The 26,060-nt window shown below is 72.6% G+C and carries 18 protein-coding genes; 12 read left to right on the top strand and 6 right to left on the bottom strand.

What is annotated here, in order from left to right; translation table 11 throughout:
• The first annotated feature begins 20 nt into the window (after window positions 1–20).
• The gene (locus OG472_RS31185; RefSeq protein WP_405942289.1) at window positions 21–1,826 is read left to right on the top strand and encodes a chitinase; all 1,806 of its coding nucleotides are present in this window, start codon (window positions 21–23) and stop codon (window positions 1,824–1,826) included.
• Here OG472_RS31185 and OG472_RS31190 read toward each other — a convergent pair.
• The 5 genes from OG472_RS31190 to OG472_RS31210 all read right to left on the bottom strand — a co-directional run bounded on the left by OG472_RS31190 (window position 1,709) and on the right by OG472_RS31210 (window position 8,074).
• Window positions 1,709–2,425: a hypothetical protein gene (locus OG472_RS31190; protein ID WP_405942290.1), complete on the bottom strand. Its 717-nt coding sequence runs from the start codon at window positions 2,423–2,425 to the stop codon at window positions 1,709–1,711. The genes OG472_RS31185 and OG472_RS31190 overlap by 118 nt on opposite strands.
• 274 nt (window positions 2,426–2,699) lie before the next feature.
• On the bottom strand, window positions 2,700–4,046 hold the full coding sequence (gene gabT / locus OG472_RS31195; protein WP_361755326.1) for a 4-aminobutyrate--2-oxoglutarate transaminase: 1,347 nt from the start codon (window positions 4,044–4,046) through the stop codon (window positions 2,700–2,702).
• A gap of 133 nt (window positions 4,047–4,179) precedes the next feature.
• The gene (locus OG472_RS31200; RefSeq protein ID WP_405942291.1) at window positions 4,180–5,688 is read right to left on the bottom strand and encodes a hypothetical protein; all 1,509 of its coding nucleotides are present in this window, start codon (window positions 5,686–5,688) and stop codon (window positions 4,180–4,182) included.
• Window positions 5,689–5,690: 2 nt separating this feature from the next.
• Window positions 5,691–6,839: a caspase family protein gene (locus tag OG472_RS31205; RefSeq protein ID WP_405942292.1), complete on the bottom strand. Its 1,149-nt coding sequence runs from the start codon at window positions 6,837–6,839 to the stop codon at window positions 5,691–5,693.
• A complete protein-coding gene (locus OG472_RS31210) occupies window positions 6,836–8,074 on the bottom strand; it encodes a hypothetical protein (protein WP_405942293.1) in 1,239 nt (412 codons plus the stop codon). The genes OG472_RS31205 and OG472_RS31210 overlap by 4 nt, the downstream gene beginning before the upstream one ends.
• Before the next feature lie 143 nt (window positions 8,075–8,217).
• On the opposite strand from OG472_RS31210, the gene OG472_RS31215 reads away from it, so the two are divergent.
• From OG472_RS31215 to OG472_RS31265, 11 genes are all read left to right on the top strand, one after another.
• Window positions 8,218–10,341 carry an ATP-binding protein gene (locus tag OG472_RS31215; RefSeq protein ID WP_405942294.1) on the top strand — a complete coding sequence of 708 codons (2,124 nt, stop codon included), beginning with the start codon at window positions 8,218–8,220 and terminating at the stop codon, window positions 10,339–10,341.
• Between the two features lie 178 nt (window positions 10,342–10,519).
• Window positions 10,520–12,100, top strand: a complete 1,581-nt coding sequence (locus tag OG472_RS31220) for a PucR family transcriptional regulator (RefSeq protein ID WP_401613169.1) — start codon at window positions 10,520–10,522, stop codon at window positions 12,098–12,100.
• Window positions 12,101–12,669: 569 nt separating this feature from the next.
• Window positions 12,670–14,115, top strand: coding sequence for an aldehyde dehydrogenase family protein (locus tag OG472_RS31225; protein WP_405942295.1), 1,446 nt, complete (start codon window positions 12,670–12,672; stop codon window positions 14,113–14,115).
• 155 nt (window positions 14,116–14,270) lie between these two features.
• Complete coding sequence (locus tag OG472_RS31230) at window positions 14,271–16,247, top strand: acyl-CoA dehydrogenase family protein (RefSeq protein ID WP_401613165.1); 1,977 nt, start codon at window positions 14,271–14,273, stop codon at window positions 16,245–16,247.
• Between the two features lie 91 nt (window positions 16,248–16,338).
• Window positions 16,339–17,664, top strand: coding sequence for a hypothetical protein (locus OG472_RS31235; RefSeq protein ID WP_401613163.1), 1,326 nt, complete (start codon window positions 16,339–16,341; stop codon window positions 17,662–17,664).
• A gap of 20 nt (window positions 17,665–17,684) precedes the next feature.
• Complete coding sequence (gene dxr / locus OG472_RS31240) at window positions 17,685–18,938, top strand: 1-deoxy-D-xylulose-5-phosphate reductoisomerase (RefSeq protein ID WP_401613161.1); 1,254 nt, start codon at window positions 17,685–17,687, stop codon at window positions 18,936–18,938.
• Entirely contained in the window at window positions 18,935–20,236 is a 1,302-nt protein-coding gene (locus OG472_RS31245) for a M50 family metallopeptidase (RefSeq protein WP_401613159.1), read from the top strand. The genes dxr and OG472_RS31245 overlap by 4 nt, the downstream gene beginning before the upstream one ends.
• A gap of 176 nt (window positions 20,237–20,412) precedes the next feature.
• Window positions 20,413–21,570 carry a flavodoxin-dependent (E)-4-hydroxy-3-methylbut-2-enyl-diphosphate synthase gene (gene ispG / locus OG472_RS31250; RefSeq protein ID WP_365469544.1) on the top strand — a complete coding sequence of 386 codons (1,158 nt, stop codon included), beginning with the start codon at window positions 20,413–20,415 and terminating at the stop codon, window positions 21,568–21,570.
• 139 nt (window positions 21,571–21,709) lie between these two features.
• Window positions 21,710–22,555 (top strand): GNAT family N-acetyltransferase, encoded by an 846-nt coding sequence (locus OG472_RS31255; RefSeq protein ID WP_383563762.1) that lies wholly within the window; start codon window positions 21,710–21,712, stop codon window positions 22,553–22,555.
• Window positions 22,556–22,668: 113 nt separating this feature from the next.
• Window positions 22,669–23,211, top strand: a complete 543-nt coding sequence (locus tag OG472_RS31260; protein WP_401613157.1) for a GNAT family N-acetyltransferase — start codon at window positions 22,669–22,671, stop codon at window positions 23,209–23,211.
• 42 nt (window positions 23,212–23,253) lie between these two features.
• Complete coding sequence (locus tag OG472_RS31265; RefSeq protein ID WP_401613155.1) at window positions 23,254–24,951, top strand: proline--tRNA ligase; 1,698 nt, start codon at window positions 23,254–23,256, stop codon at window positions 24,949–24,951.
• Between the two features lie 123 nt (window positions 24,952–25,074).
• Here the strand turns inward: OG472_RS31265 and OG472_RS31270 are convergent, their stop codons facing one another.
• Complete coding sequence (locus tag OG472_RS31270) at window positions 25,075–26,022, bottom strand: slipin family protein (protein ID WP_405832193.1); 948 nt, start codon at window positions 26,020–26,022, stop codon at window positions 25,075–25,077.
• Between the last annotated feature and the right edge of the window lie 38 nt (window positions 26,023–26,060).

A 26,060-nucleotide genomic window follows, 5' to 3' on the forward strand; every position in this document is an offset into this window, starting at 1 on the left:
CCCATGCCCCGGAGGCAGTTGTGCGCAGAACCCGGTCCATCCTTACGGCCTTCGCCCTGGCGGCGGCCGGATTCCTCGCCGCCGGGCCGCCCGCCGCCGCGGCCGACGCCGACCTCGTGCGCAACGGCGGCTTCGAGGCCGGTCTCGACGGCTGGAGCTGCTCGGCGGGCAGCGGAGCCACCGTCACCGCGCCCGTCCACAGCGGAAGTTCCGCGCTCAGGGCCACCCCGGCCGGACAGGACAACGCCCGCTGCTCCCAGAGCGTCACCGTCAAGCCCGACTCCGCCTACACGCTGGCCGCCTGGGTGCAGGGCGCGTACGTCTACCTCGGCGCGAGCGGCACCGGCACCACCGACGTGTCGGCCTGGACCCAGACCCCCGGCACGTGGAAGCAGCTCACGACCACCTTCCGCACCGGCCCGTCGACGACCTCGGTGACCGTCTACACCCACGGCTGGTACGGCCAGCCCGCCCACCTCACCGACGACCTCACCCTGGTCGGCCCCGACCCCGGCGGCCCCGGCCAGCCCCAGCCCCCGGCCGCCCCCACCGGCCTGACGGCCTCCGCCACCTCGTCGAGCTCGGTCTCCCTGAACTGGTCGGCGGTGCCCGGAGCCACCTCGTACACCGTCCACCGGGACGGCGCCGCGCCGTTCTCCGTCACCTCCGCAGCGGCGGCCGTGACGGGCCTCGCCGCGTCCACCACGTACACCTTCCGCGTCAGCGCGGTGAACGCGGCGGGCGAGTCCCCGAAGAGCGCCCCCGCCTCCGCGACCACGACCGGCGGCGGGGGCGGCGGCGGGGGAGGCCTGCCCGCGCACGCGCTGGTCGGCTACCTGCACGCGAGCTTCGCCAACGGCTCCGGATACGTCCGGATGGCCGACGTGCCCGCCTCCTGGGACGTCGTCAACCTCGCCTTCGGCGAACCGACTTCGGTGACATCCGGCGACATCCGCTTCCGGCTCTGCCCTGTAGCCGAATGCCCGAACGTGGAGTCGGAGGCGGAGTTCAAGGCCGCGATCAAGGCCAAGCAGGCCGCCGGCAAGAAGGTCCTCATCTCCATCGGCGGCCAGAACGGCCAGGTGCAGCTGGCGACCACCGCCGCCCGGGACACCTTCGTCTCCTCGGTCGGCAGGATCATCGACGAGTACGGCCTCGACGGCCTGGACATCGACTTCGAGGGCCACTCCCTCTCCCTCGCCACCGGGGACAGCGACTTCCGGGCCCCCACCACGCCGGTGATCGTGAACCTGATCTCGGCGGTGAAGACCCTGAAGGCCAAGTACGGCCCGGACTTCGTCCTGACCATGGCTCCGGAGACCTTCTTCGTCCAGCTGGGCTACCAGTACTACGGCTCCGGCCCCTGGGGCGGCCAGGACCCGCGCGCCGGCGCGTACCTCCCGGTCATCCACGCCCTGCGCGACGACCTCACCCTGCTCCACGTCCAGGACTACAACTCGGGCTCGATCATGGGCCTCGACAACCAGTACCACTCCATGGGCGGCGCGGACTTCCACATCGCCATGACCGACATGCTGCTCACCGGCTTCCCGGTCGCCGGCAACACCGCCCGCGTCTTCCCGGCCCTGCGCCCGGAACAGGTCGCGATCGGCCTCCCGGCCACGACCAACGCGGGCAACGGCCACACCCCGCCGGCCGAGGTGAACAAGGCCCTGGACTGCCTCACGAAGAAGCAGAACTGCGGCACCTACCAGACCCACGGCACCTGGCCCGGCCTGCGCGGCCTGATGACCTGGTCGATCAACTGGGACCGCTTCGGCGGCTGGGAGTTCAGCCGGAACTTCGACGGGTACTTCGGCGGCTGAGCGGGCTGCGCCGGCTGAGCGGGGTGCGCCGGTCGGCCCACTCCACGCCGAGCAGCAGGGGCGTGCACATCAGGAGGCTGGCCAGGACGTCGAGCGGCCAGTGCCAGCCCCGCAGGATCAGCCCGACGGGTGTACGGGCGCACGAGGAGGGCCGCGCCGAGGTACGCGACGGCCGCGGTGGCCGTGTGGCCCGAGGGGAAGTAGCCGGCGGCCCAGGGCTCCAGGGGGCCCGGCCGGGCGGTCCACTCCTTGAACGGGATGACCAGGGCCGGCACCAGGGCCATGGCCAGGCCCGCGGCCCCCGCGGCGAGCCGCCGGCCGCGCCAGGCGGCGTAGGCCATGGCGAGCGCGAGGACCGGCACGGCGACCGGGATGTTCCCGAGGTCCGAGAGGCGTTCGGTGACGGAGTCCGGGACGGTGCGCACGAGGGCGCGGCTCAGCGCGTGATCCGGACCCAGCAGCGGGCCGGAGGCCAGCACCTGCCAGGTGATCAGGGAGAAGAGCAGGCCGCATACGGCGGCGATCAGGAGAGGAGTGGCCGGCCGTCCCGGAACAGGGGGGATGGTTCCGGGACGGCCGCCCGGATCGGGTTGCCGCACGCCCCGGGGGGTTTGGGGCGAACGGCTGTCCGATCGGTGAGGAGTGTGCGCGAACGCATGCCCAATACGGCGCTGGGGAAGCCCGGTACTGGTGTCGCCCTCGGTTTCCCGTGAGCGGGGTGTCTCACTCATCTGCAGAAACCGTACGGCAGCAGAAGGGGGACCGACAGCAGGATCGCGCTCCCGCCATCGGCCCCCCACAGCTTCTTCACAGCGCCCGCCCGTTACCGCCGGTAGGTGAGGGGTGCTGCGCTCGGACGTTCTAGGCGTCCGCTCAGACGTCCGTGCCGATGGCGGCGAACGCGGCCTCGATGAGGTCCAGGCCCTCGTTCAGCAGGTCCTCGCCGATGACGATCGGCGGGAGGAAGCGGAGCACGTTGCCGTAGGTGCCGCAGGTGAGGACGAGCAGGCCCTCCGCGTGGCACGCCTTGGCGAGCGCGCCGGCCGCCTCCGGGAACGGGGTCTTGGAGACCGGGTCCTTGACCAGCTCGATCGCGATCATGGCGCCGCGGCCGCGGATGTCGCCGATGATCTCGTACTTCTCCTGCATGGCCGTCAGGCGGGCCTTCATGAGCGACTCGATCTTCTTCGCCTTGGCGTTGAGGTCGAGCTCCTTCATGGTCTCGATGGAGCCGAGCGCACCGGCGCACGCCACCGGGTTGCCGCCGTAGGTGCCGCCCAAGCCACCCGCGTGGGCGGAGTCCATGATCTCGGCGCGGCCGGTCACGGCGGCGAGCGGCAGACCGCCCGCGATGCCCTTGGCGGTGGTGATCAGGTCCGGGACGATGCCCTCGTCCTCGCACGCGAACCACTGGCCGGTGCGGCAGAAGCCGGACTGGATCTCGTCGGCGACGAAGACGATGCCGTTCTCGTTGGCGAACTTCACGATCTCGGGCAGGAAGCCCTTGGCCGGCTCGATGAAGCCGCCCTCGCCGAGCACCGGCTCGATGATGATCGCGGCGACGTTCTCGGCGCCGATCTGCTTGCTGATCTGGTCGATCGCCTGGGCGGCGGCCTCGGGACCGCAGTTCTCGGCGCCGGTGGGCCAGCGGTAGCCGTAGGCGACCGGGACGCGGTAGACCTCGGGGGCGAACGGACCGAAGCCCTGCTTGTACGGCATGTTCTTCGCCGTCAGCGCCATCGTCAGGTTGGTGCGGCCGTGGTAGCCGTGGTCGAAGACGACGACGGCCTGGCGCTTGGTGTACGAGCGGGCGATCTTGACGGCGTTCTCGACGGCCTCGGCGCCGGAGTTGAACAGGGCCGACTTCTTCGCGTGGTCACCGGGGGTCAGCTCGGCGAGCGCCTCGCAGACCTCGACGTAGCCCTCGTACGGGGTCACCATGAAACAGGTGTGGGTGAAGTCGGCGAGCTGCGCGGAGGCACGGCGCACGACGGCCTCGGCGGAGGCGCCGACCGAGGTCACGGCGATGCCGGAGCCGAAGTCGATCAGGCGGTTGCCGTCGACGTCCTCGATGATTCCGCCGCCCGCGCGGGCCGTGAAGACGGGCAGGACGGAGCCCACGCCGCCGGCCACCGTCTGGAGGCGGCGGGCCTGCAGCTCCTGCGACTTGGGGCCGGGGATCGCGGTGACGATCTTGCGCTCCTGCGGGACAGCGGTCATAGGGGGCTCCTGGGGATGTTTTCGGACGCACTTGTGTCTTTGTCCGCAGGCTAGGCCCGCGGGCGGGGGTCCTGCATGCTCCGTTCGGTAGTGATCTCGGCGTGTCCTTGTCCGCGACGGCCATAGAGCTCCGTCATTCACCCCCGTGGGCGCCGGCCTCCATGGCGCGCTCGAGGCCGCGGACCAGGGCCACCGACTCCTGATCGCGGCTGTCGGTCGTGAGACGGAGCCGGTTCCCGCCAGGAGTCTCGCGGCTCCACTGCTGAAGGGCGTCTGCGAGAAGGCCCTCGCGTAGCTCTGCGAGCGGGGTTTCGAACGCATGGGCGTTGCGTACGGTCACCTGGGTGACGATCCCGGCCTCCACCAGCCACCGGGCGAGGCTCCAGCGGGCGTCCGCGTCCTCCAGGGTCACGATGAGAACCGCGTCGGCGGGCATGAGCTCGCCGGACATCGGCTGGGTGGGATTCAGCGCGCGGTGCGCGGCCGACTCGAACCCGGTCCCTCCGCCGAGCACGGGGCTGATCTGCCCCTCGCTCATACGGAACTCGACGACCTCGGTGCCAGGGCGCCGGTTGCGCCGTGGCGCACGAGCGGGCCTTGAGGGATCCTCCGCCGTGTAGGCGGTGAGGGCTCCTGCCCGCGCCGTGGCGATGTAGGGGGAGAAGGCCTCCAGCGCGGTGCGCCGGGCGTCGCGGCGGCCGGCCGGCAGTCGGCTCAGCAGGGCGCCCAGCAGGTCGAGGCCCGCGGAGGCGACCGGTGGCCGCCGCTCCTCCCCGAGCTGGGCGAGGGCGTCCCGATAGGCGCCGCGGGACTCGGTCCGCCGGGCCAGCCAGGCCTCGATGGCCAGCCGGTCCGCGCTCGTCCCGGCGGTGGGCGACACCTGGTCCTGCCAGGTGACGACCCCCTCCACGTCCTCCTGGCGGCAGCGCAGATATCCCACCGCGAGGTCGAACAGCGCCGACGCCTCCTCTCGCGGTACGTCGGGCCATGCCGCGGCCACCGTCTCGGCGTGCGCCATGCGGCCGAGCCGCAGGGCCTCCAGCAGGGTGAAGCCCGAATCGGCGGTCGGCCGGACCTCCACCTGCGGTACGCCGTGCGCGTTGCCCGCGGGAGCGAGGGTCATCGACATCCCACGCAGGGCGAGTGTGGAGACGGGGCTGCGACGACCACCCCCGACGTGGATCGCGAGCGGCCCCGCCGCCATGTGGCCGGCCGCCGAGAGCACCAGGCGGCCGGCTGCGGCGTCGTCGACCCGCAACGCGCGGTGCGGATCGAGGAGGCTCCAGTCGTCGCCACCGGCCGCCCCGCTCCACACCTGCACCCAGCCGGAGGAACTGCGCGGTCGGCCGGCGGGCGAACGCCCTGCGCCCGGCCGCACCGAGGGGCCCTTGCGCACACCGAGGAGGACCTCGCCGGAGTCGCCCGGAGTGAGCACCGCGGGCTGCATGCGCACGTACGGCGACCAGGCCCTCACCAGGCAGCGTTCGCCCCGGGGGAGGACGACATCGGCCGGGCGGCCCGCACGCAGGGCGACCCGCGCCAGCAGGTTCGCCCCGCGGTCGACCACGTCGGCCACGCCGATCACGGTGCCGGGCCCGGCTGTCGGCACTGAGGCCGCGTGGAGCGGAACGGATACGCGCACGCTCACAGGTTCCGTACCTCCACGGTGTGAGCGTGGCAGGGTGGCAGGAGCCAGGACTCCCGCCGGGCGGATTCGAACCGGCCGTTGGAGAAGGTCACGCCGACCTCGCCCCGGCCGGGCGGTCCGTCGTCCTGCCACGGCTCGGCCTTGGCCGGACGATCGGCGACCAGCCGGTCACCGCTGTCGTGGAACGACCACTCGGCTGCGGCGAGCGAGTCCGCGGAATCGGTGTCGAAGTGGAAAGGCACCTGTGGCGGTCCGTCGAAGCGGAACAGCTCGCCGCCGAGCATGGTCCCGGAGACCTCGCATGCCTGGTCCGGCCGGCCCTCAACGGCCAGTCCGCGCCACTCCATCAGATCCTGGACCGCCGGGCCGATGGTGCGCGTGGTGACCGCCCAGTCCTGCGTGCCACGGCTGTACGGCGAACGCAGGGCGCGCAGGACGGCTTTGGTGAAGAGCGTGCTGTCGTACTGCGCCCCGTAGGCGCTCTGGCCGGCGCCGGTGGAACGCACGATCACGGTGTCACGTCGGACGGGCTTCTTGCCGGGCTGCTTCAGGGAAGGCGCCTCGATCCCGTGCAGGTCATCGACGGCGTCGGAGGCGGAACGGCACGCATCGACGAAGAAGCACTGGATCCGGGCCTGGTTGGCTTCCATCCCCATACGCATCCGGTCGAAATTGAAAGCGGTGGCGAAGTACTCCCCGGGGTCCGCACCGGTGTCCTGCAGCAGCAGGATCTGGTCGCCCCGCCCCTGTTGCAGGCCATGACCTATGAAGAAGAAGAGCGCGACGTTGCCGGGGTCGCTGTCGCACCTCTCGTCCCAGAGGTTGAAGGCCGCTTTCACCTCGGCCAGCGTGGCGGGTTCGACGGGGCCGAACTCCTCGTCGTCCCGGTCGTCATCACCCTGGGACAGGAGCAGTTCGAGGCTGCCCAGGGGCATCTCCGACCGGTCCCTGAGATCCAGGAGCTCCCAGCAGGCACGCCGCGCCGATTCCGCAGGCGAGGTGAGTTGTCCCAGGTCTTTGGAAAAGGGGTCCCGCCTGCGGTGCTGCCCCGTCGGACTGCCGGGGAAGTAGTCGTACCGGCCCACGCCGATCACGAAGGCGTGCAGGGCGGGGCCCGGCTCGCCGCTTTCCCAGAGCGTGGTCACACCCGGCTCCCCGACACCCGGGCGGCGAGGCGGGTGTGGAAGACCGGCGACGTCAGGTAGCCGCTGTGGGCCCACCACGCGCCGCTGCTGAAGACGAAGTCCTCCGCCCCCTCAAAGACGGGCGCGGCGAGGAAGCCCACAGGATCGCCCGGGTCCACGGTGTTGATCCACCGCCGTACGTTCGCCAGGGCGGGCACCTTGGGGCAGTCGGCGTGCGGCAGGCCGGGGTCGCTGGCGAGGAACAGCTTCTGCTCCTCGAACATCCCCACCTGGGTCCCCGCGGTCACCAGCAGGTCCACCTCCAGGTCGGGGCGGAACGTCGACAGGATGTCGTGGACGATGTTTCCCCCCATGCTGTGCGCCACCACGACGAGCGGTTCACCGAGCTCCGACGCCGCTTTCGCGGCCTCGTCGAGCGCGCCGGTGACGGTGGTGACGATGGCCCCCGGCTGCTGCGGGGTGCCCCGGCAGGCGAGGTACGCCATGACGTCACCCAGGAGGGAGGACGCCGTGGGGGTCACCCACTGGCGGGCCGCGGACGCCATGCCCCCGGCTACGACGGCCGCCGCCGCCCTGTTGATCCTCCGCAGCGGGCGGCTCAGTGCGCTGCGGGTGGAAGACACCCGGCCGAACTGCTCCCAGGCGCCCGCCGTGGCCGCGCCGTCCGCGACGGGGCCGGGTGTCCACTGCGCCAGGACGTCGGCGAACGCATCGATGAGGGCCTCGTCGTCCTCGACGTCCTTCGCCCACGAGAGCCGGGAGAGGCCGAGGAGGCGTTCGTCCGGCGCGACTTCGTCGCAGTAGGCGGTGGCCCGCGCGCAGAAGTCGACGACGGCCGCGACGTCGTCGTCCTCACCCGCCGACACCGCCGCACTGAGGAGCCCGATGGCGTGGGCCATCGAGGTGGCCGCCGCGGTGATGAGGACCCGGTCGGGCGCGGCGGGTGCCCCCGTCACCACGGCAAGGCCGGTGACGGCGTGTCGCACGGCGTCCTCGCCGTCCCCGTCGCCGGGCCCGCCCAGGACTTCCGGTCCGGCCCGCCGCAGCGAAGCCCCGTTCCAGGCCAGGGGAGGTATGTCCCCGCCCCACCACGGACCGAGGATCGTGCTGCGCTCGGCGTCGCACCCCGTCGCCGGAAGCAGGTGCCGGCGGAACAGCGCCTCCAGTACGACGGAACGCTGCTCGAAAGCTTCCCTGTGCCTGTTCCCGATGCCGTGCACGTGCACCAGCGACATCGCCACCCCCTCGTGCTCGCCGTGGTCTCAATTGTGCGTCATGACCACTGAGGCGAACACGACTTGAGTACACCCGCCGGGCGCCGACGACCACTACATTGAGCGACGCAGCAGCGCAGGCACGGTCAGGGGGCAGGGGTTTCATGGACACCGACGGCACGCACGAGACGCGCCCGGGCCACACCGGGCACATCCCGAGGCCGGCCGCCCCGCCTCCCCCCGGCCTCCCGCCAAAGCCGACCCACGCGCCGTCGGCCGGGCCGACGCTGGGGGACTGGCTGCGCTTCCCGCGCGCCTCGGCCGGGCCGGGCGTGTGGACATACGGACATGTGCCGCGGGCCGCCGAGGAGCCCGAGGAGACACCCACCCGCCAGCTGATCAGCGGAGCCCTGATCTCCCTGCTGGCCGGGCTGCTGCTCTGGTCCCTGTTGTGGAACGGCTACCTCGGCGGGTTCTGGCTCTGGCCGCTCTACATGTTCACTCCCGACTCCTGGGCCGGGACGCTCCCGTCCGTCGTGGCCTCCTACGTCTGGTATGCCGTGGTCGCCACCATCCTGGTGATCGGCTTCGGGCGCCTCGGCCGCTGGCCCGAGCTGGGCCGCCGGGCGCTCCGCAGCCGCGCCGCGCGGCCCCTGCGCTCCGCCGGACCGGCAGGCCCCGTGGCGGGAGGCCCGGACGATCCCGCACGGTGGCCCCAGTTGCGGGACGTGGGGATGGGGGAGGCTGCTGATCGGCTCGAGGGGGAGGCCGGGGGCGGGAGGATGAACGACGTGGACTACGCGCGCATCCGGCGGGCCTGGGACTCCGTACGCGTCGACCCCTCCCGGATGCGGGCCTTCGGTGACGCCGTGCGCGACAAGGGCGCCGGGGCCTGCGTGCACCCGTCCGGGGCGCGGGACCTGCCCGTGCGGGCCGCCCGGCACGATCTGCTCGCCCGGCAGGTGCTGCTCGGCACCGTCGAGGACGGCGTGCGCAACCCGTACGCCCGCCGCGGTACCGGATTCGCCCTCGACCCCGACGTGCTCGGCACCTCGCTCCTCGCCGTCGGACCCTCCGGCAGCGGCAAGACCCGGCGCCTGGTGCGGCCCGTCGTGGAGTCCCTCGCGCTCCAGGCGCTCGCCGGCCAGGCCGCGGTCGTCGCCGTCGGCGCGGCCGGGACCCAGCTCGGACCGGACGACGCCTATGACGTCGTGGTCCGCATCGGCGACCCCGCCTCCGTCTACGACCTCGACCTCTACGGCGGCGCCACCGACCCCGACGAGGCCGCCACCCTGCTCGCCGAGGCCTTCGTCGGGGACGTCCCCGGGATGGACGTGCGTCGGGCGGCAACTGCGCTCGCCCAGCTCCTCGGCCCGTTCCGGGCGGCGTACGGCCGCTTCCCGGCCGTGCCCGAGCTGCGCGAACTGCTCGACCAGGTGCCCGCCGCCTTCGAGGCGCTGCGCCGCGACCTCGGGCCGGTCGGCGGGGGACAGCAGGCGATGCTGCGCGAGCTTGACGCCCGGACCCGCCAGCACGGGGCCCATGGCGACCCCGGACCGGCCCTCGCCGACCGGGTGGCCTTGCTGGACCGGCCCGCCTTCGCCGGATTCTTCGACACCACCGGGCAGGGGCGGCCGTTCTCGCTGCGCGCCCTGGAACACCCGCTGCGCGTCCGCGTCGACCTGCCCGAACGGGGGCACGCCGACGCCTCCCGGATCCTGGCCCGGCTGCTGCTCGCGCAGTTCAACGCCTCGGTGGCCGCCCGCAGCGACCGCTCCCTCTTCGCCTTCCTCGCCCTCGACGACGCCTCGCGGACGCTGACCGCGGAGACCGTGCGGGGTGTCCAGCGGCTGCGCTCGGCGCACGCCGGCGTCCTGCTCACGCTGCGCACGCTGGACGACGTACCCGAGGCGCTGCGGACGCCGCTGCTCGGGGCGGTCGGCTGCCGCATGGCCTTCTCCGGGGTCACCACCTGGGACGGCAAGCGCTTCGCCGAGGCCTGGGGCACCGAGTGGGTGGAGACCCGCGACGTCACCCACCGCACCGTCTTCGCCGACCAGCCGCTGACCCGGGCGATGCACGCCTTCCGCAAGCTCGTCACCGGCAAGGCGGTCACCACCGACGCGGTGACCGTGCGGCAGGTGGAGCGGGAGCGGTGGTCCGCCTCGGACCTGGCGCACTCCGTGCCGCCCGGGCACGCGGTGCTGTCGCTGACCTCGGTCCGTGGGGAACGGGCGGCTCCGCTGCTGGTCCGACTGGCTGAGGGCGGATCCGGTCCGACGGCCTGACCCGCACCCCGACCCGTACGGGGTGGCAGAATCGAGGGGAGTCGTTCATACGTTAAGGCGAAAAGCGCCCGCGGCTGCTCTGCTCCTCTTCTTCCGGCGCGCACCCGCGCCGGAGGACGTGCCCGCAGACCTCCGTAGCCCCTCCGCCGCCCCCTCCCGCGAAGGCCCCTGGTAACCGATGCCGCTCACCCTCGCCTCACTCGTCCAGCACTCGGCGCTCAAGCTCGGCGTCCGGGCGGGGGAGGGCCGCCTTGACACCCCCGTGCGCTGGGCCCACGTCAGCGAGCTCGCCGACCCCGTCCCGTACATGGAGGGCGGCGAGCTGCTCCTGATCACCGCGATGAAGCTCGACGCGGAGGACCCGGAGGAGATGCGCCGCTACGTACGCCGGCTCGCCGCGGCCGGGGTCGTCGGCATCGGCTTCGCGATCGGCGTGAACTACGAGGCGATCCCCGAGGCGCTCGTCGAGGCCGCCCGCACCGAGGACATGCCGCTGCTGGAGGTGCCGCGCCGGACCCCCTTCCTCGCGATCAGCAAGGCCGTCTCCGCGGCCCTCGCGGCCGACCAGTACCGGGCCGTGACCGCCGGGTTCGAGGCGCAGCGGGAGCTGACGCGCGCCGCGCTCTCCGCGGACGGGCCCGCCGACCTGCTGGCGAAGCTGGCGGCGCACGTGCACGGCTGGGCCGCGCTGTACGACACCTCGGGCGCGGTCGTCGCGGCCGCCCCCGACTGGGCCGCCCGGCGCGCCGCCCGGCTGACCCCCGACGTGGAGCGGCTCCGGGAGCGGCCGGCGCCCGCCAGCGCCGTGGTCGGCGGTTCCGAGGACCGCGTCGAACTCCAGTCCCTGGGCACGGGCCGGCGGGCGCGGGGCGCGCTCGCCGTCGGCACCGGAGCCCCGCTCGGCACGGCCGAGCGGTACGCCGTCCACTCCGCGGTCGCCCTGCTGACCCTCACCACCGAGCGGTCGCGCTCGCTGCACGACGCCGAGTCCCGGCTCGGGGCGGCGGTGCTGCGGATGCTGCTGGCGGGCGAGGCGGAGCACGCCCGGTCGGTGGCCGGCGACCTGTACGGGTCCCTGCTGGAGGCGCCGTTCCGGCTGATCGTGGCCGAGCCGGCGCTGCCGGGCACCGCCCAGCCCGAGGGCCTGGCGCTGCTCGCCGACGCGGTGGAGTCGGCGGCCGCCCGCACCGGGGAGGCGCTGCTGGTGGTCCCGGAGCCCGGGCGGCTGGTGGTCCTGGCCTCCGACGCGGGCCCGGCCGTACAGGCGTGCGTGGACCACGCGGAGGCGCTGGAGTCGCGGCGCGGCCGGGACGCGGCCGGGCCCGAACCGGACGAACTCGTGGTCGGCCTGTCCGCCCCGGCCGGTCCCGAAGGCGTGGCGGCGGCCCTCAAGCAGGCCGACCAGGCGCTCGCCGTGGCCCGGCGGCGCGGGCGGCCGATGGTCGAGCACGAGGACATGGCGGCGGGCTCGGTCCTGCCGCTGCTGGCCGACGACGCGGTACGGGCCTTCGCGGACGGCACGCTGCGGGCGCTGCGCGAGCACGACGCGACCGGGCGCGGCGACCTGGTGGCCTCGCTGCAGGCGTGGCTCTCGCGCCACGGGCAGTGGGACGCGGCCGCCGCCGACCTCGGCGTGCACCGGCACACCCTGCGCTACCGGATGAAGCGGGTCGAGGAGATCCTCGGACGCTCCCTGGAGGACCCGGACGTCCGCATGGAGCTGTGGCTCTCGCTCAAGGCCACGTCGGCCCCGTCGTAGCCGCCCGCCCGTTCCGGCTTGCCGGGGCTCCCGCCCCTTCCCGGGCCCGCCCGGACCCGCGCCTCAAACGCCGGCGAGGCTGAAAGACCCGGGGCTCCGCCCCAGACCCCGCGCCTCAAACGCCGGCGAGGCTGAATGACCCGGGGCTCCGCCCCGAACCCCGCGCCTCAAACGCCGGCGAGGCTGGAAAGACCAAGCGCCGGCGGTGGTGCTGAGAGGGCCAGCACCGGCGGGGCCGAGGGGTCAGACGCCGGCGGGGCCGAGGGGCCAGACGTCGGCGGAGCCGAAGGGGCAAGCTCTGGCGGGGCTGAAAGGGCAAGCTCCGGAGAGGCCGAGAGGGCAAGTACCGGCGGGGCCATAAGGGCGAGTGCGCGTAGGGCTGGGAGGCCGAGCGGCGGCGGGGCTGGAAGGGCGAGCGGTCCCGGGGCTTGGTTTCGGCCTGGCGACAGTGACAAAGCGGCGAAGGCGGGCGACCCGCCGCTCCATCAGGGACAAACGCCGAAACGCCCACGGAGTCCTACGGTGGAGGGGACAAGCCCACCGCACACATCCGAAGGGCCGGGATTCGCATGACTTCCACCCACGCCTTCTGGCTCGCCGGCCGCCAGGCCACCGGCGAGGACAGCTTCGACGTCCACTCCCCGTGGGACGGCCGGCTGGTCGGCACCGTCAGCGTGCCCACCGACGAGCAGGTCGAAGAGGCCGTGGCCGCGGCGCACGCCGTGACGGCGGAGTTCTCCGCGACGCCCGCCCACGTACGGGCCGCCGCCCTGGACCACGTCTCCAAGCGGCTTGTCGAGCGCACCGAGGAGATCGCCCAGCTGATCTCCGCCGAGAACGGCAAGCCCATCAAGTGGGCCCGCGGTGAGGTCGGCCGTGCGGTGTCCGTGTTCCGCTTCGCCGCCGAAGAGGCCCGCCGCTTCAACGGCGGAGAGGCCCAGCGTCTCGACACCGACGCCGGCGGCGTCGGCCGTCTCGCGCTGACCCGCCGCTTCGTCAAGGGCCCGGTCCTCGGCATCGCGCCGTTCAACTTCCCGCTGAACCTGTGCGCCCACAAGGTGGCCCCGGCCATCGCCGTCGGCGCGCCGATCATCCTCAAGCCCGCCCCGGCCACGCCCCTCTCCGGGCTGATCCTGGGTGAGCTGCTCGCCGAGACCGACCTCCCGGCCGGCTCCTGGTCGGTCCTGCCGGTCGCGAACGACAAGATGCCCGCCCTGGTCAAGGACGAGCGCCTGCCCGTCATCTCCTTCACCGGCTCCGACACCGTCGGCTACGCCATCCAGCAGTCCGTGCCCCACAAGCACTGCACGCTGGAGCTCGGCGGCAACGCCGCGGCCGTGGTCCTGGACGACTGGTCCTCCGAGGCCGACCTCGACTGGGCCGCGACCCGCATCGCGACCTTCTCGAACTACCAGGCCGGCCAGTCCTGCATCTCTGTGCAGCGCGTGATCGCCGACGCCTCCGTCTACGACCGCCTCGTCGAGAAGGTCGTCGCGAAGGTCCAGTCGCAGGTCACCGGTGACCCGAACGACGACGCCACCGACGTCGGCCCGCTCGTCTCCGAGGCCGCCGCCCAGCGCGTCGAGTCCTGGGTCGACGAGGCCGTCTCCGCCGGCGCCAAGCTGCTCACCGGCGGCAAGCGCGAGGGCGCCTCGTACGAGCCCACGGTCGTCGCGAACGTGCCCGAGGGCGTCAAGCTGGCCACCGAGGAGGTCTTCGGCCCGGTCCTGACCCTGCAGCGGGTCGAGAACACCGACGAGGCCTTCGCCGCGGTGAACGACTCGAAGTTCGGTCTGCAGACCGGCGTCTTCACCCGGAACATCCAGACCGCGTTCCGTGCGCACCGCGAGCTCGAGGTCGGCGGCGTGGTCGTCGGCGACGCGCCGTCCTACCGCGCCGACCAGATGCCGTACGGCGGCGTCAAGCAGTCCGGTGTGGGCCGCGAGGGTGTCCGCTACGCGATGGACGACTACACGTACGAGCGAGTCCTGGTCCTGACCGGCCTCGACATCTGATCTCGTACGGCCAAAAAGCCGACGGCCGGAGCCCACTGTGCGGGGGCTCCGGCCGTCCCCCTTTTCCATCCCGCCCACATTGGGTACGACTCACAGGTAGCACCGGCTGGTAATCCGGTGAGCCCCCCGACTCCGGCGGCGAGGTGAGTCCCCTCATGTCCGCAACACAGCCCGCACAGCCCGCACAGCCCGTCCAGCCCGGCGGCACACAGCCCAAGGTGACCGAGCGCGAGGCACGTCAGGTCGCGGAAGCGGCCCGGGAACAGGACTGGCGCAAACCCAGTTTCGCCAAGGAACTCTTCCTCGGACGGTTCCGGCTCGATCTGATCCACCCCCACCCGCTCCCCGCCGACGAGGACGTCCGGCGCGGCGAGGCCTTCCTGGCCCGGCTGCGGGTGTTCTGCGAGACCGAGATCGACGGCGCGCGTATCGAGCGCGAGGCGAGGATCCCCGACGAGACCGTGCGCGGGCTCAAGGAGCTCGGCGCGCTCGGCATGAAGATCGACCCCAAGTACGGGGGGCTCGGCCTCACCCAGGTCTACTACAACAAGGCGCTCGCCCTGGTCGGCTCGGTCAGCCCGGCCATCGGCGCCCTGCTCTCCGCCCACCAGTCGATCGGCGTACCGCAGCCGCTGAAGATGTTCGGCACGCAGGAGCAGAAGGACGCCTACCTGCCGCGCTGCGCCACCACCGCCATCAGCGCCTTCCTGCTCACCGAGCCGGACGTCGGCTCCGACCCGGCGCGCCTCGCCACCACGGCGGTCCCGGACGGGGAGGACGCGTACGTCCTCGACGGGGTGAAGCTGTGGACGACCAACGGCGTCGTCGCGGACCTCCTCGTCGTCATGGCCCGCGTCCCGAAGTCCGAGAACCACCGCGGCGGGATCACCGCCTTCGTCGTGGAGGCCGACTCGCCGGGCATCACCGTCGAGCACCGCAACGCCTTCATGGGCCTGCGCGGCCTGGAGAACGGCGTGACCCGCTTCCACCGGGTGCGGGTGCCGGCCGCCCAGCGCATCGGAGCCGAGGGCGCCGGCCTCAAGATCGCTCTCACCACGCTCAACACCGGACGGCTGTCGCTGCCCGCCATGTGCGTCGGCGCCGGGAAGTGGTGCCTGAAGATCGCCCGCGAATGGTCCGGCGTGCGCGAGCAGTGGGGCAGGCCCGTCGCGAAGCACGAGGCGGTCGGCGCCAAGATCTCCTTCATCGCCGCCACCACCTTCGCCCTCGAAGCGGTCGTGGACCTCGCCTCCCAGATGGCCGACGAGGACCGCAACGACATCCGCATCGAGGCCGCCCTCGCCAAGCTCTACGGCTCCGAGATGGCCTGCCTGATGGCCGACGAGCTGGTCCAGATCCGCGGCGGGCGCGGCTTCGAGACCGCCGAGTCGCTGGCCGCCCGCGGCGAGCGCGCCGTCCCCGCCGAGCAGATGCTCCGCGACCTGCGCATCAACCGGATCTTCGAGGGCTCCACGGAGATCATGCACCTGCTGATCGCCCGCGAGGCCGTGGACGCCCACCTCTCGGTGGCCGGCGACCTCATCGACCCCGACAAGGCACTCGGCGACAAGGCGAAGGCGGGCGCCCGCGCCGCCGGGTTCTACGCCCGCTGGCTGCCCAAGCTGGCCGCCGGTCCCGGCCAGGTCCCCGGCACCTACCGGGCCTTCCACCCGAGCGGCCACCCCGACCTCGCCACCCACCTGCGCTACGTGGAACGCAGCGCCCGCAAACTCGCCAGGTCCACCTTCTACGCCATGTCCCGCTGGCAGGGCCGCATGGAGACCAAGCAGGGCTTCCTCGGCCGGATCGTCGACATCGGCGCCGAGCTCTTCGCCATGAGCGCGGCCTGCGTCCGCGCCGAGCACCTGCGCGCCTCGGGCGAGCACGGCCGCGAGGCGTACCAGCTGGCCGACGCCTTCTGCGAGCAGTCCCGGCTGCGCGTCGAGGAACTCTTCGGCCGGCTCTGGGCCAACACCGACGACCTCGACCGCAAGGTCGTCGCGGGGGTGCTGTCCGGTACCTACGCCTGGCTCGAGGAGGGCGTCCTCGACCCCTCCGGGGACGGCCCCTGGATCGCGGACGCCGCCCCCGGACCCTCCACGCAGAAAAACGTGCACCGTCCCATCCGCTGACCTGCGATCATCGCCGCACGTCGGACAGACGTACGAGGATGAGTACGAGTACTGGTACGCGTACGAGCACAGCGCGAGGCGGACGAGAACGATGCCGACGGCCGAGGAAGACCGCACCAGCCGACGGCTGGCCTGGTGCGTGGCGCACCTGCTGCGCCACGCACCGGACCACGTCGTCACCGACATGATCGGCAGGCTCGACGGGCCCGCCCTCAAGTACCTGTGCCGGGACGAATGGCTGGCGGCCTCGACCGTCACGCTGCTGCTGCGCCACGGAGGCGCGGCCGACCGGACCTACATCGCCCGCAACCCCCGCGTCGTGGGCCGGCCGCTGCCCGGCCTGCCCGGGCCCGCCCGGTACGCCCGCCGCCGGACCCCGCAGGAACTCCTGCCGGTGCTCCGCGCGGAACTCGGCCGGGACCCCGGCGAGGAGCCGCTCACCGCGCCCGAACTGATCGGTCTGCTGCGCCGGCACGGCCGGCGCGGGCCCCGGGTCCCGCTGGACATCCTGGCGCTCCGCCACCTGCCGGACCCGGACCTGCTGCTCGCCGAGCACCTGCGCCGACCGCTGCCCGCCGGCTCCGTCGAGGCCCTGCTGCTCGTCGAGGACCTGCCGCAGGAGACCGTCCGCGGGCTGCTCGCCACCGGGGCGGCGACGGACGGGCGCTCCTGGCACCGGCCCGCCGTCCGCGCCGTGCGGATGGGCCGGGTCACGCACGAGGAACTCGTCGCCCACGTCGCCCCCGCACGCCACACCCTGCTCCTCGGCCACCTCCCCGCCCTGCGCTCCCTGCGCTGGACCCTGCCCGAACAGGCCGGCATGCAGACGGCCGTGATGCGGGCCCTGCGCCCGCTGGGGGACGACCCGCGCCTGTGGGCGGAGCTGCTCAGGCACGCCCCCGGCCACCCGGGCACGCTGCCCGAGCTGGTGGCCGCCGTGGCCGACGCAGCCCTGCCCGAGCCGGCCGGCCCGCGGGACCCGGGCACCGACCTCGCCCGGGCGGTGCGCCACCTGGCCCCGACGGCCGTCGATCCCCACGGGGACGTGGAGCGCGAGCTGGCGCTGGCGAGCCTCGCCGTGCCGATGGAGAGCGTCCAGGAGGACATCCGCTGGGTGCGCGACTGCCTCGACCGCGGCCTGCTGACCGGCATCGACGTGATCCGGCACAAGCTGCCGGCCTGCTGGGCCCTCGACGAGGACCACTGGCTCGGCGACGTGGACCATCCCGACCGGCACGACCACCCGGAGGCCGTCCTCGCCGCCCATGCCGAGGCGGACCGGCTGTTCGCCGCGGCCCTCGGCGAGGACCCGGACGCCTGGTGGCGCGTGGCCCGCACCCTCCCGGACTTCGGCGGAACCCTGCCGCACCTGCTGCTCCGGGTCACTGAAGGGGGCTCCGTGTCGGGCCGCTCATGACTTCCGGCAACAATGGGGGCATGAGCGACCGCCCAGCCCCCCTCGCCGATCCGCACCTCCTCTTCGACCCCGCGGCCGGCCTCCGGGACATCGTCATCCTCGGGTCGACCGGGTCCATCGGCACCCAGGCCATCGACCTCGCCCTGCGCAACCCGGACCGGTTCCGGGTCACCGCGCTGTCCGCCGCCGGCGGACGGGTCGGGCTGCTGGCCGAGCAGGCCCGGCTGCTGCGGGTCCAGAAGGTGGCCGTCGCCCGCGAGGACGTCGTACCGGCCCTGAAAGAGGCGCTGAGCGCCCAGTACGGCCCGTCCGAGCCGCTGCCGGAGATCCTGGCCGGTCCGGACGCCGCGACCGAACTCGCCGCCTCCGAGTGCCACACCGTCCTCAACGGCATCACCGGTTCCATCGGCCTCGCGCCGACCCTCGCCGCCCTGCGCGCCGGCCGCACCCTGGCCCTGGCCAACAAGGAGTCGCTGATCGTCGGCGGCCCGCTGGTCAAGGCCCTCGCGAAGCCCGGCCAGATCATCCCGGTCGACTCCGAGCACGCGGCGCTCTTCCAGGCGCTCGCCGCCGGCACCCGGGCCGACGTCCGCAAGCTCGTGGTCACCGCCTCCGGCGGGCCCTTCCGCGGCCGCACCCGCACCGAGCTGGGACACGTCACCGTCAAGGACGCCCTCGCGCACCCCACCTGGGCCATGGGCCCGGTGATCACGGTCAACAGCGCCACCCTGGTCAACAAGGGGCTGGAGGTCATCGAGGCGCACCTGCTCTACGACATCCCCTTCGACCGCATCGAGGTCGTGGTCCATCCGCAGTCCTACGTGCACTCGATGGTGGAGTTCACGGACGGCTCCACGCTCGCCCAGGCCACCCCGCCGGACATGCGCGGGCCCATCGCGATCGGCCTCGGCTGGCCGCAGCGGATCCCGGACGCGGCCCCCGCCTTCGACTGGACCAAGGCCTCCACCTGGGAGTTCTTCCCCCTGGACACCGAGGCCTTCCCCGCCGTGGGCCTGGCCCGGCACGTGGGCACCCTCGGGGGCACCGCCCCGGCCGTGTTCAACGCGGCCAACGAGGAGTGCGTGGAGGCGTTCCTGGCCGGTCGGCTGCCGTTCACAGCAATCATGGATACCGTCTCTGCCGTGGTCGATGAGCACGGGACACCGGAGTCGGGAACTTCCCTGACCGTCCAGGACGTCCTTGAAGCGGAGGCCTGGGCGAGGGCCCGGGCGCGGGAGATGGCGGCGCGGGCCGCCGTGGAGGCGCGCGCATGACACTACTGATGACGGTGCTCGGGGTCGTGGTCTTCGCGGTCGGCCTGCTGGTCTCCATCGCCTGGCACGAGCTGGGACACCTCTCCACGGCCAAGCTCTTCGGCATCCGCGTGCCGCAGTACATGGTGGGCTTCGGCCCGACCGTCTGGTCGCGGAGGAAGGGCGAGACCGAGTACGGGATCAAGGCCATCCCCATGGGCGGCTACATCCGCATGATCGGGATGTTCCCGCCCGGTGAGGACGGCAAGGTCACCGCCCGCTCCACCTCGCCGTTCCGGTCGATGATCGAGGACGCGCGCTCCGCCGCGTACGAGGAGCTCCAGCCCGGGGACGAGAGCCGGCTCTTCTACACGCGCAAGCCGTGGAAGCGCGTGATCGTGATGTTCGCCGGCCCCTTCATGAACCTGGTCCTGGCCGTGGCGATCTTCCTCACCACGCTGATGACCTTCGGGCTGAACACCCAGACCACCTCGGTCGCCACCGTCTCCGACTGCGTCATCCAGCAGAGCGAGAAGCGCGACAAGTGCGCCCCCGGGGACCCGGCCGCCCCCGCCAAGGCGGCGGGCCTGAAGGCCGGCGACAAGATCGTCGCCTTCAACGGCCGTCCGGTCCACGACTGGTCCGCCCTGCAGAAGGACATCCGCGCCACCGTCGGCCCCGCCACGATCACGGTGGAGCGGGCCGGGGAGCGCGCCGACCTCACGGCGAACCTGATCGAGAACAAGGTCGCCAAGACCGACGGCAACGGCCGGTACGTCAAGGACCAGTACGTCACCGCCGGCTTCCTCGGCTTCGCCCCCGCCTCCGGCTACGTCCCGCAGTCCTTCGGCCAGTCCGTCGACCGCATGGGCGAGATGATGGAGGCCGGCGTGCAGTCGCTGGTCCAGCTGCCGTCCAAGGTCCCGGACCTGTGGAACGCGGCCTTCAACGGGGCCGAGCGCAAGCAGGACAGCCCGATGGGCGTCGTCGGCGCCGCGCGGGTCAGCGGTGAGATCTTCACCCTCGACATCCCCGCCCAGCACCAGCTGGTGTTCTTCCTCAACCTGCTGGCCGGCTTCAACCTCTCGCTGTTCCTCTTCAACATGCTGCCGCTGCTCCCGCTCGACGGCGGACACATCGCCGGCGCCCTGTGGGAGTCGGTCCGGCGCAATGTCGCGCGGGTCTTCCGGCGCCCCGACCCCGGCCCCTTCGACGTGGCGAAGCTGATGCCCGTCGCCTACGTGGTCGCCGGTCTGTTCATCTGCTTCACCCTGCTGGTGATGGTCGCGGACGTGGTGAACCCGATCAAGATCACCTAGTCGGGCGGGGACCCTGCCCCGCATCCCCGGGAGCCGGGCACACATCGTGCCCGGCTCCCTACGTTCGGGTGGCTCACCCCCTCGGATGCACGGGGCGCCCCGTGGTTGGCGTAATCTCGAGGCCTGGAGCCCGCCGAATTCGGGACCTTGATCCACACCTTGGGGTTGCACAGCAGATGACTGCCATCTCTCTCGGAATGCCGGCCGTGCCGACGAAGCTTGCCGACCGCAGGGTCAGCCGCAAGATCCAGGTCGGCAGGGTCGCCGTCGGTGGCGACGCACAGATCTCCGTGCAGTCGATGACCACCACCAGGACCTCGGACATCGGGGCGACGCTCCAGCAGATCGCCGAGCTGACCGCCTCCGGCTGCGACATCGTCCGCGTGGCCTGCCCGACGCAGGACGACGCCGACGCGCTCGCGGTGATCGCGAAGAAGTCGCAGATCCCGGTGATCGCCGACATCCACTTCCAGCCCAAGTACGTGTTCGCCGCGATCGACGCCGGCTGCGCCGCCGTCCGCGTGAACCCGGGCAACATCAAGCAGTTCGACGACAAGGTCAAGGAGATCGCGCGGGCCGCGAAGGACGCGGGCACCCCGATCCGGATCGGTGTCAACGCGGGCTCGCTCGACGCGCGGCTGCTGAAGAAGTACGGCAAGGCCACCCCCGAGGCGCTGGTCGAGTCCGCGCTCTGGGAGGCCTCCCTCTTCGAGGAGCACGGCTTCAGCGACATCAAGATCTCGGTCAAGCACAACGACCCGGTCGTCATGGTCAACGCCTACCGGCAGCTGGCCGCCGCCTGTGACTACCCGCTCCACCTGGGCGTCACCGAGGCCGGCCCCGCCTTCCAGGGCACCATCAAGTCCGCCGTCGCCTTCGGCGCGCTGCTCTCCGAGGGCATCGGCGACACCATCCGCGTCTCCCTCTCGGCCCCGCCGGTCGAGGAGATCAAGGTCGGCATCCAGATCCTGGAGTCGCTCAACCTCAAGCCGCGCCGCCTGGAGATCGTCTCCTGCCCGTCCTGCGGACGCGCCCAGGTCGACGTCTACAAGCTGGCCGAGGAGGTCACGGCGGGCCTGGAGGGCATGGAGGTCCCGCTGCGCGTCGCGGTCATGGGCTGCGTCGTCAACGGCCCCGGCGAGGCCCGCGAGGCCGACCTCGGTGTCGCCTCCGGCAACGGCAAGGGCCAGATCTTCGTCAAGGGCGAGGTCATCAAGACCGTCCCCGAGTCCAAGATCGTGGAGACCCTCATCGAAGAGGCGATGAAGATCGCCGAGCAGATGGAGAAGGACGGCGTCATGAGCGGCGAGCCCACCGTCGCCATCGGAGTCTGAGCACCCCCGAGGTGCCGCCCCGGCCCCGTTCCCGCAGTTCGCGGGCGGGGCCGGGGCTTTTTCGTGACCTGCGACGCGGCATGGCCAGGCATCGCCGGGTACAGTGCGGAGATCAGCAGACTTGCATGGTGAGGCCCCAGTGTTGACGCAGACCACCACCCGGGTCCTTGAGCCCAGTGATCTCGACGCCGCGCTCGACATCCTCGGACGCGAGCCGGTCGAGAACGCCTTCGTCACTTCCCGGGTCCAGGTCGCCGGACTCGACCCCTGGCGCCTGGGCGGCGAGATGTGGGGCTGGTACGCCGACGGCGAGCTCCGGTCGCTCTGCTACGCGGGCGCCAACCTCGTCCCCGTCTGCGCCGAGCCCGACGCCGTACGCGCCTTCGCCGACCGCGCCCGCCGCACCGGCCGCCGCTGCTCCTCCATCGTCGGCCCCGCCGAGGCCACCCGGCTGCTGTGGCAGCTCCTGGAGCCCAGCTGGGGGCCGGCCCGCGAGGTCCGCTCCCACCAGCCGCTCATGGTCATCGAGCGCCCGTCCACCACGGTCGAGGCCGACCCGCAGGTCCGCCGGATCCGCAAGGACGAGATGGACCTGATCATGCCCGCATGCGTGGCCATGTTCACCGAGGAGGTCGGCATCTCGCCGATGGCCGGGGACGGCGGGCTCCTCTACCAGGCCCGCGTCGCCGAGCTCGTCGCCGGCGGCCGCTCCTTCGCGCACGTCGAGGACGGCAAGGTCGTCTTCAAGGCGGAGATCGGCGCCGCCACCCCGCGCGCCTGCCAGATCCAGGGCGTGTGGGTGGCCCCCGAATTCCGCGGCCGCGGGCACTCGGAGAGCGGAATGGCCGCCGTCGTCGCCTACGCGCTGCGGGACGTCGCCCCCGTCGTCAGCCTCTACGTGAACGACTTCAACACCGCCGCACGGGCGGCCTACCGGCGGGTGGGCTTCCGCGAGGTCGGCGCGTTCATGAGCGTGCTGTTCTGAAGGCATGCCGTTCGAAGGCCGCGCCGGGCCCCGGCCGTCCTGATCGAAAAGCCGGCCCCCGGACCCCGCCGGTGGCATTCCGGCACGCCCCTACCGCGAAGTAAGGTCGCCGCATGCTGCCTTCCGGACTCCGCATCGGCCCCCTCGACCTCGCCGCCCGCGTGGACGAGGCCCTGCGCGTGCAGGCCGTCGCCTTCGGCCTCAGCGAGGAGGAGGTCGGCATCCGGCGCTACATCGTCCAGCGCCACATGACCTGCCGCGGCGCCCGCGCCCTCGGCGCGTTCGCCGAGGACGGGGCCCTCACCGGGTTCGTGTACGGGATGCCGAACGACCGCACCCACTGGTGGTCCACGATCGTCGAGCCCTACCTGCGGGCCGGCGGGCACGAGGACTGGCTCGACGACTCCTTCGTGATCACCGAACTGCACGTCCACCCCGGTTTCCAGGGCCACGGAGTGGGCCGCGAGCTGATCACCCGGATCACCGACGCCGCCGCCGAGCCCCGCTCGATCCTCTCCGCCATCGACACCGAGAGCCCCGCCCGCGGGCTCTACCGGGCCCTCGGCTACACCGACCTCGCCCGCCAGGTCCACTTCCCGAGCGCGAGCCTCCCGTACGCCGTCATGGGCGCCACACTGCCGCTGAGCAGGCATTGAATTGATTACCGGGCCCCGCACGGGCCCCGGTAGCCTCCCGGCATGTCTACGCAACACGTCCAGCGCATGTCCCGCCTCATGGCCAAGACCCTCCGCGAGGACCCGGCCGACGCCGAAACCCTCAGCCACCGCCTCCTGGTGCGCGCCGGCTACGTCCGCCGCAGCTCGGCCGGGGTGTGGACGTGGCTGCCGCTCGGCAAGCGCGTCCTCGACAACGTCTCGCGCATCGTCCGCGAGGAGATGGACGCCATCGGCGCCCAGGAGGTGCTGCTCCCGGCCCTGCTGCCCAAGGAGCCGTACGAGGTCAGCGGCCGCTGGTCGGAGTACGGCGACCTGCTCTTCCGGCTCAAGGACCGCAAGGGCGCGGACTACCTGCTCGGCCCGACCCACGAGGAGATCTTCACCCTGGTCGTGAAGGACCAGTGCACCTCGTACAAGGACCTGCCGGTCATGCTCTACCAGATCCAGACCAAGTACCGCGACGAGGCGCGGCCCCGGTCCGGCGTGCTGCGCGGACGCGAGTTCCAGATGAAGGACTCGTACTCCTTCGACGTGTCCGACGAGGGGCTGGAGGAGTCCTACCGGCTCCACCGCGAGGCGTACGTCCGCATCTTCGAGCGGCTCGGCCTCGACCACCGGATCGTCTCGGCGGTGTCGGGTGCGATGGGCGGCTCGGCGTCGGAGGAGTTCCTGGCCCCCGCCGGGGCCGGCGAGGACACCTTCGTGGACTGCCCCTCCTGCGACTACGCGGCGAACACGGAGGCCGTGACCTTCGCCCTGACCCCCGTGTCCGCCGAGCACCCGGCCCTGGAGGAGGTGGACACCCCGGACACCCCGACCATCGAGACCCTCGCGGCGCACCTGGGCGTCCCCGCCTCCGCGACGCTCAAGAACCTCCTGGTCAAGGTGGACGGCGAGATCGTGGCCGTGGGCGTGCCGGGCGACCGCGAGGTCGACCTCGGCAAGCTGGGCGAGCACCTGGCCCCGGCGGTGGTCGAACTGGTCACGGCCGAGGACTTCACGGACCGGCCCGACCTCGTACGCGGCTACGTGGGCCCGCAGGGCCTGGACAAGGTCCGCTACCTGGCCGACCCGCGGGTCGCCCCGGGCACGGCCTGGGTGACCGGGGCCAACCGGGCGGACACGCACGCCCGCAACGTGGTCTGCGGCCGCGACTTCGAAGTGGACCAGTACCTCGACGTGGTGGTCGTGGAACCCGGCGACCCCTGCCCGAACTGCGGCGCCGGACTGCGACTGGACCGCGCCATCGAGATCGGCCACATCTTCCAGCTGGGCCGCAAGTACGCGGACGCCTTCGGCCTCGACGTCCTCGGCAAGGAGGGCAAGCCGGTCCGCGTCACCATGGGCTCCTACGGCATCGGCGTCTCGCGGGCGGTGGCGGCCCTGGCCGAGCAGACGGCGGACGAGCGCGGGCTGTGCTGGCCGGCGGCGGTGGCCCCGGCCGATGTCCACGTGGTGGCGGCGGGCAAGGCCGTGCCGCTGGCTCTGGCGGAGGAGGCGGCGACGGCCCTGGCGGGCTCCGGCCTCCGGGTTCTGCTGGACGACCGGCCCGGGCTGTCCCCGGGGGTGAAGCTGACGGACGCGGAGCTGATCGGCGTGCCGTGGATCCTCGTGGCGGGCCGGCGCTCCGCGGAGGCCGTGGTCGAACTCCAGGACCGCGCCTCGGGCACCCGCGAGGAACTCCCCCTGGCGGAGGCCCTCGCCCGCCTGACGCGCTAGGCGGCCGGCCTCCCGGGGCTCCGCCCCGCACCCCGCGCTTCAAAGGCCGGCGGGGCTGAATCCTCAGCCCGTCCGGCGTTCGAGGATTGGTCCGGTCGGAGCCCTTGGAGCACCTCCCAGCGGCTAGTCGCGCGGCCCGTCAGGCTCGTGCTCCGGCGGCGGCGCGTCCAGCATCAGGCCGTCCGCCGGGGCGTCGAGCGCGTCCGGAGCCAAGACCGCGTCGAGCGCATCGGTGACCTCGGCCGGCCCGGGGCCTTCGGAAGCCGGGCCGGCCGGGGCCGGTTCGTGGGGCGCGGCCGCCGCCGGAGGCGACGGGGCCGCGCGTTCCAGGAAGCGCAGCAGCTCCACCGGAAACGGCAGGACCAGCGTCGAGTTCTTCTCGGCGGCGACCGCCACGACCGTCTGCAGCAGGCGCAGCTGCAGCGCCGCCGGCTGCTCCGACATGACCTCCGCCGCCTGGGCCAGCTTGTGCGAGGCCTGCAGCTCGGCATCCGCGTTGATCACGCGCGCCCGCCGCTCGCGGTCCGCCTCCGCCTGCCGGGCCATCGACCGCTTCATCGTCTCCGGCAGGGAGACGTCCTTGATCTCGACCCGGTCGATCTGCACGCCCCAGCCCACCGCCGGGCTGTCGATCATCAGCTCCAGGCCCTGGTTCAGCATCTCCCGGTTGGACAGCAGATCGTCCAGGTCCGACTTTCCGATGATCGACCTGAGCGAGGTCTGCGCCATCTGCGAGACCGCGAACCGGTAGTCCTCCACCGCCACGATCGCGTTCGCCGGGTCGACGACCTTGAAGTACACGACCGCGTCCACCCGCACGGTGACGTTGTCCCGGGTGATGCCCTCCTGTGCGGGCACCGGCAGCGTGACGATCTGCATGTTCACCTTGTGGAGCCGGTCGATGACCGGAATGACCATCGCGAAGCCGGGCGGCCGTATCTCCTCGCGCAGCCTGCCGAAGCGGAACACCAGGCCCCGCTCGTACTGCTTCACCACCCGGGCCGCGGCGCCCACGTAGACCATGACGCCCACACCCGCGGCGATCGCCGCTGTCAGCAGTTCTTCGACCATGACGGCCCCCTGCCGGACGCACCTTCTACCTACGGTAT

Source organism: Streptomyces sp. NBC_00207 (assembly GCF_045160965.1).
GTDB lineage: Bacteria > Actinomycetota > Actinomycetes > Streptomycetales > Streptomycetaceae > Streptomyces.

Bases quoted from the DNA above. Each gene is read 5' to 3' on its own strand.
- OG472_RS31215 (WP_405942294.1), top strand. From the start codon at position 8,218: ATGGACACCGACGGCACGCACGAGACGCGCCCGGGCCACACCGGGCAC.
- ispG (WP_365469544.1), top strand. From the start codon at position 20,413: ATGACTGCCATCTCTCTCGGAATGCCGGCCGTGCCGACGAAGCTTGCC.
- OG472_RS31220 (WP_401613169.1), top strand. From the start codon at position 10,520: ATGCCGCTCACCCTCGCCTCACTCGTCCAGCACTCGGCGCTCAAGCTC.
- OG472_RS31210 (WP_405942293.1), bottom strand. From the start codon at position 8,074: ATGTCGCTGGTGCACGTGCACGGCATCGGGAACAGGCACAGGGAAGCT.
- dxr (WP_401613161.1), top strand. From the start codon at position 17,685: ATGAGCGACCGCCCAGCCCCCCTCGCCGATCCGCACCTCCTCTTCGAC.
- OG472_RS31230 (WP_401613165.1), top strand. From the start codon at position 14,271: ATGTCCGCAACACAGCCCGCACAGCCCGCACAGCCCGTCCAGCCCGGC.
- OG472_RS31260 (WP_401613157.1), top strand. From the start codon at position 22,669: ATGCTGCCTTCCGGACTCCGCATCGGCCCCCTCGACCTCGCCGCCCGC.
- gabT (WP_361755326.1), bottom strand. From the start codon at position 4,046: ATGACCGCTGTCCCGCAGGAGCGCAAGATCGTCACCGCGATCCCCGGC.
- OG472_RS31245 (WP_401613159.1), top strand. From the start codon at position 18,935: ATGACACTACTGATGACGGTGCTCGGGGTCGTGGTCTTCGCGGTCGGC.
- OG472_RS31270 (WP_405832193.1), bottom strand. From the start codon at position 26,022: ATGGTCGAAGAACTGCTGACAGCGGCGATCGCCGCGGGTGTGGGCGTC.
- OG472_RS31225 (WP_405942295.1), top strand. From the start codon at position 12,670: ATGACTTCCACCCACGCCTTCTGGCTCGCCGGCCGCCAGGCCACCGGC.
- OG472_RS31265 (WP_401613155.1), top strand. From the start codon at position 23,254: ATGTCTACGCAACACGTCCAGCGCATGTCCCGCCTCATGGCCAAGACC.
- OG472_RS31235 (WP_401613163.1), top strand. From the start codon at position 16,339: ATGCCGACGGCCGAGGAAGACCGCACCAGCCGACGGCTGGCCTGGTGC.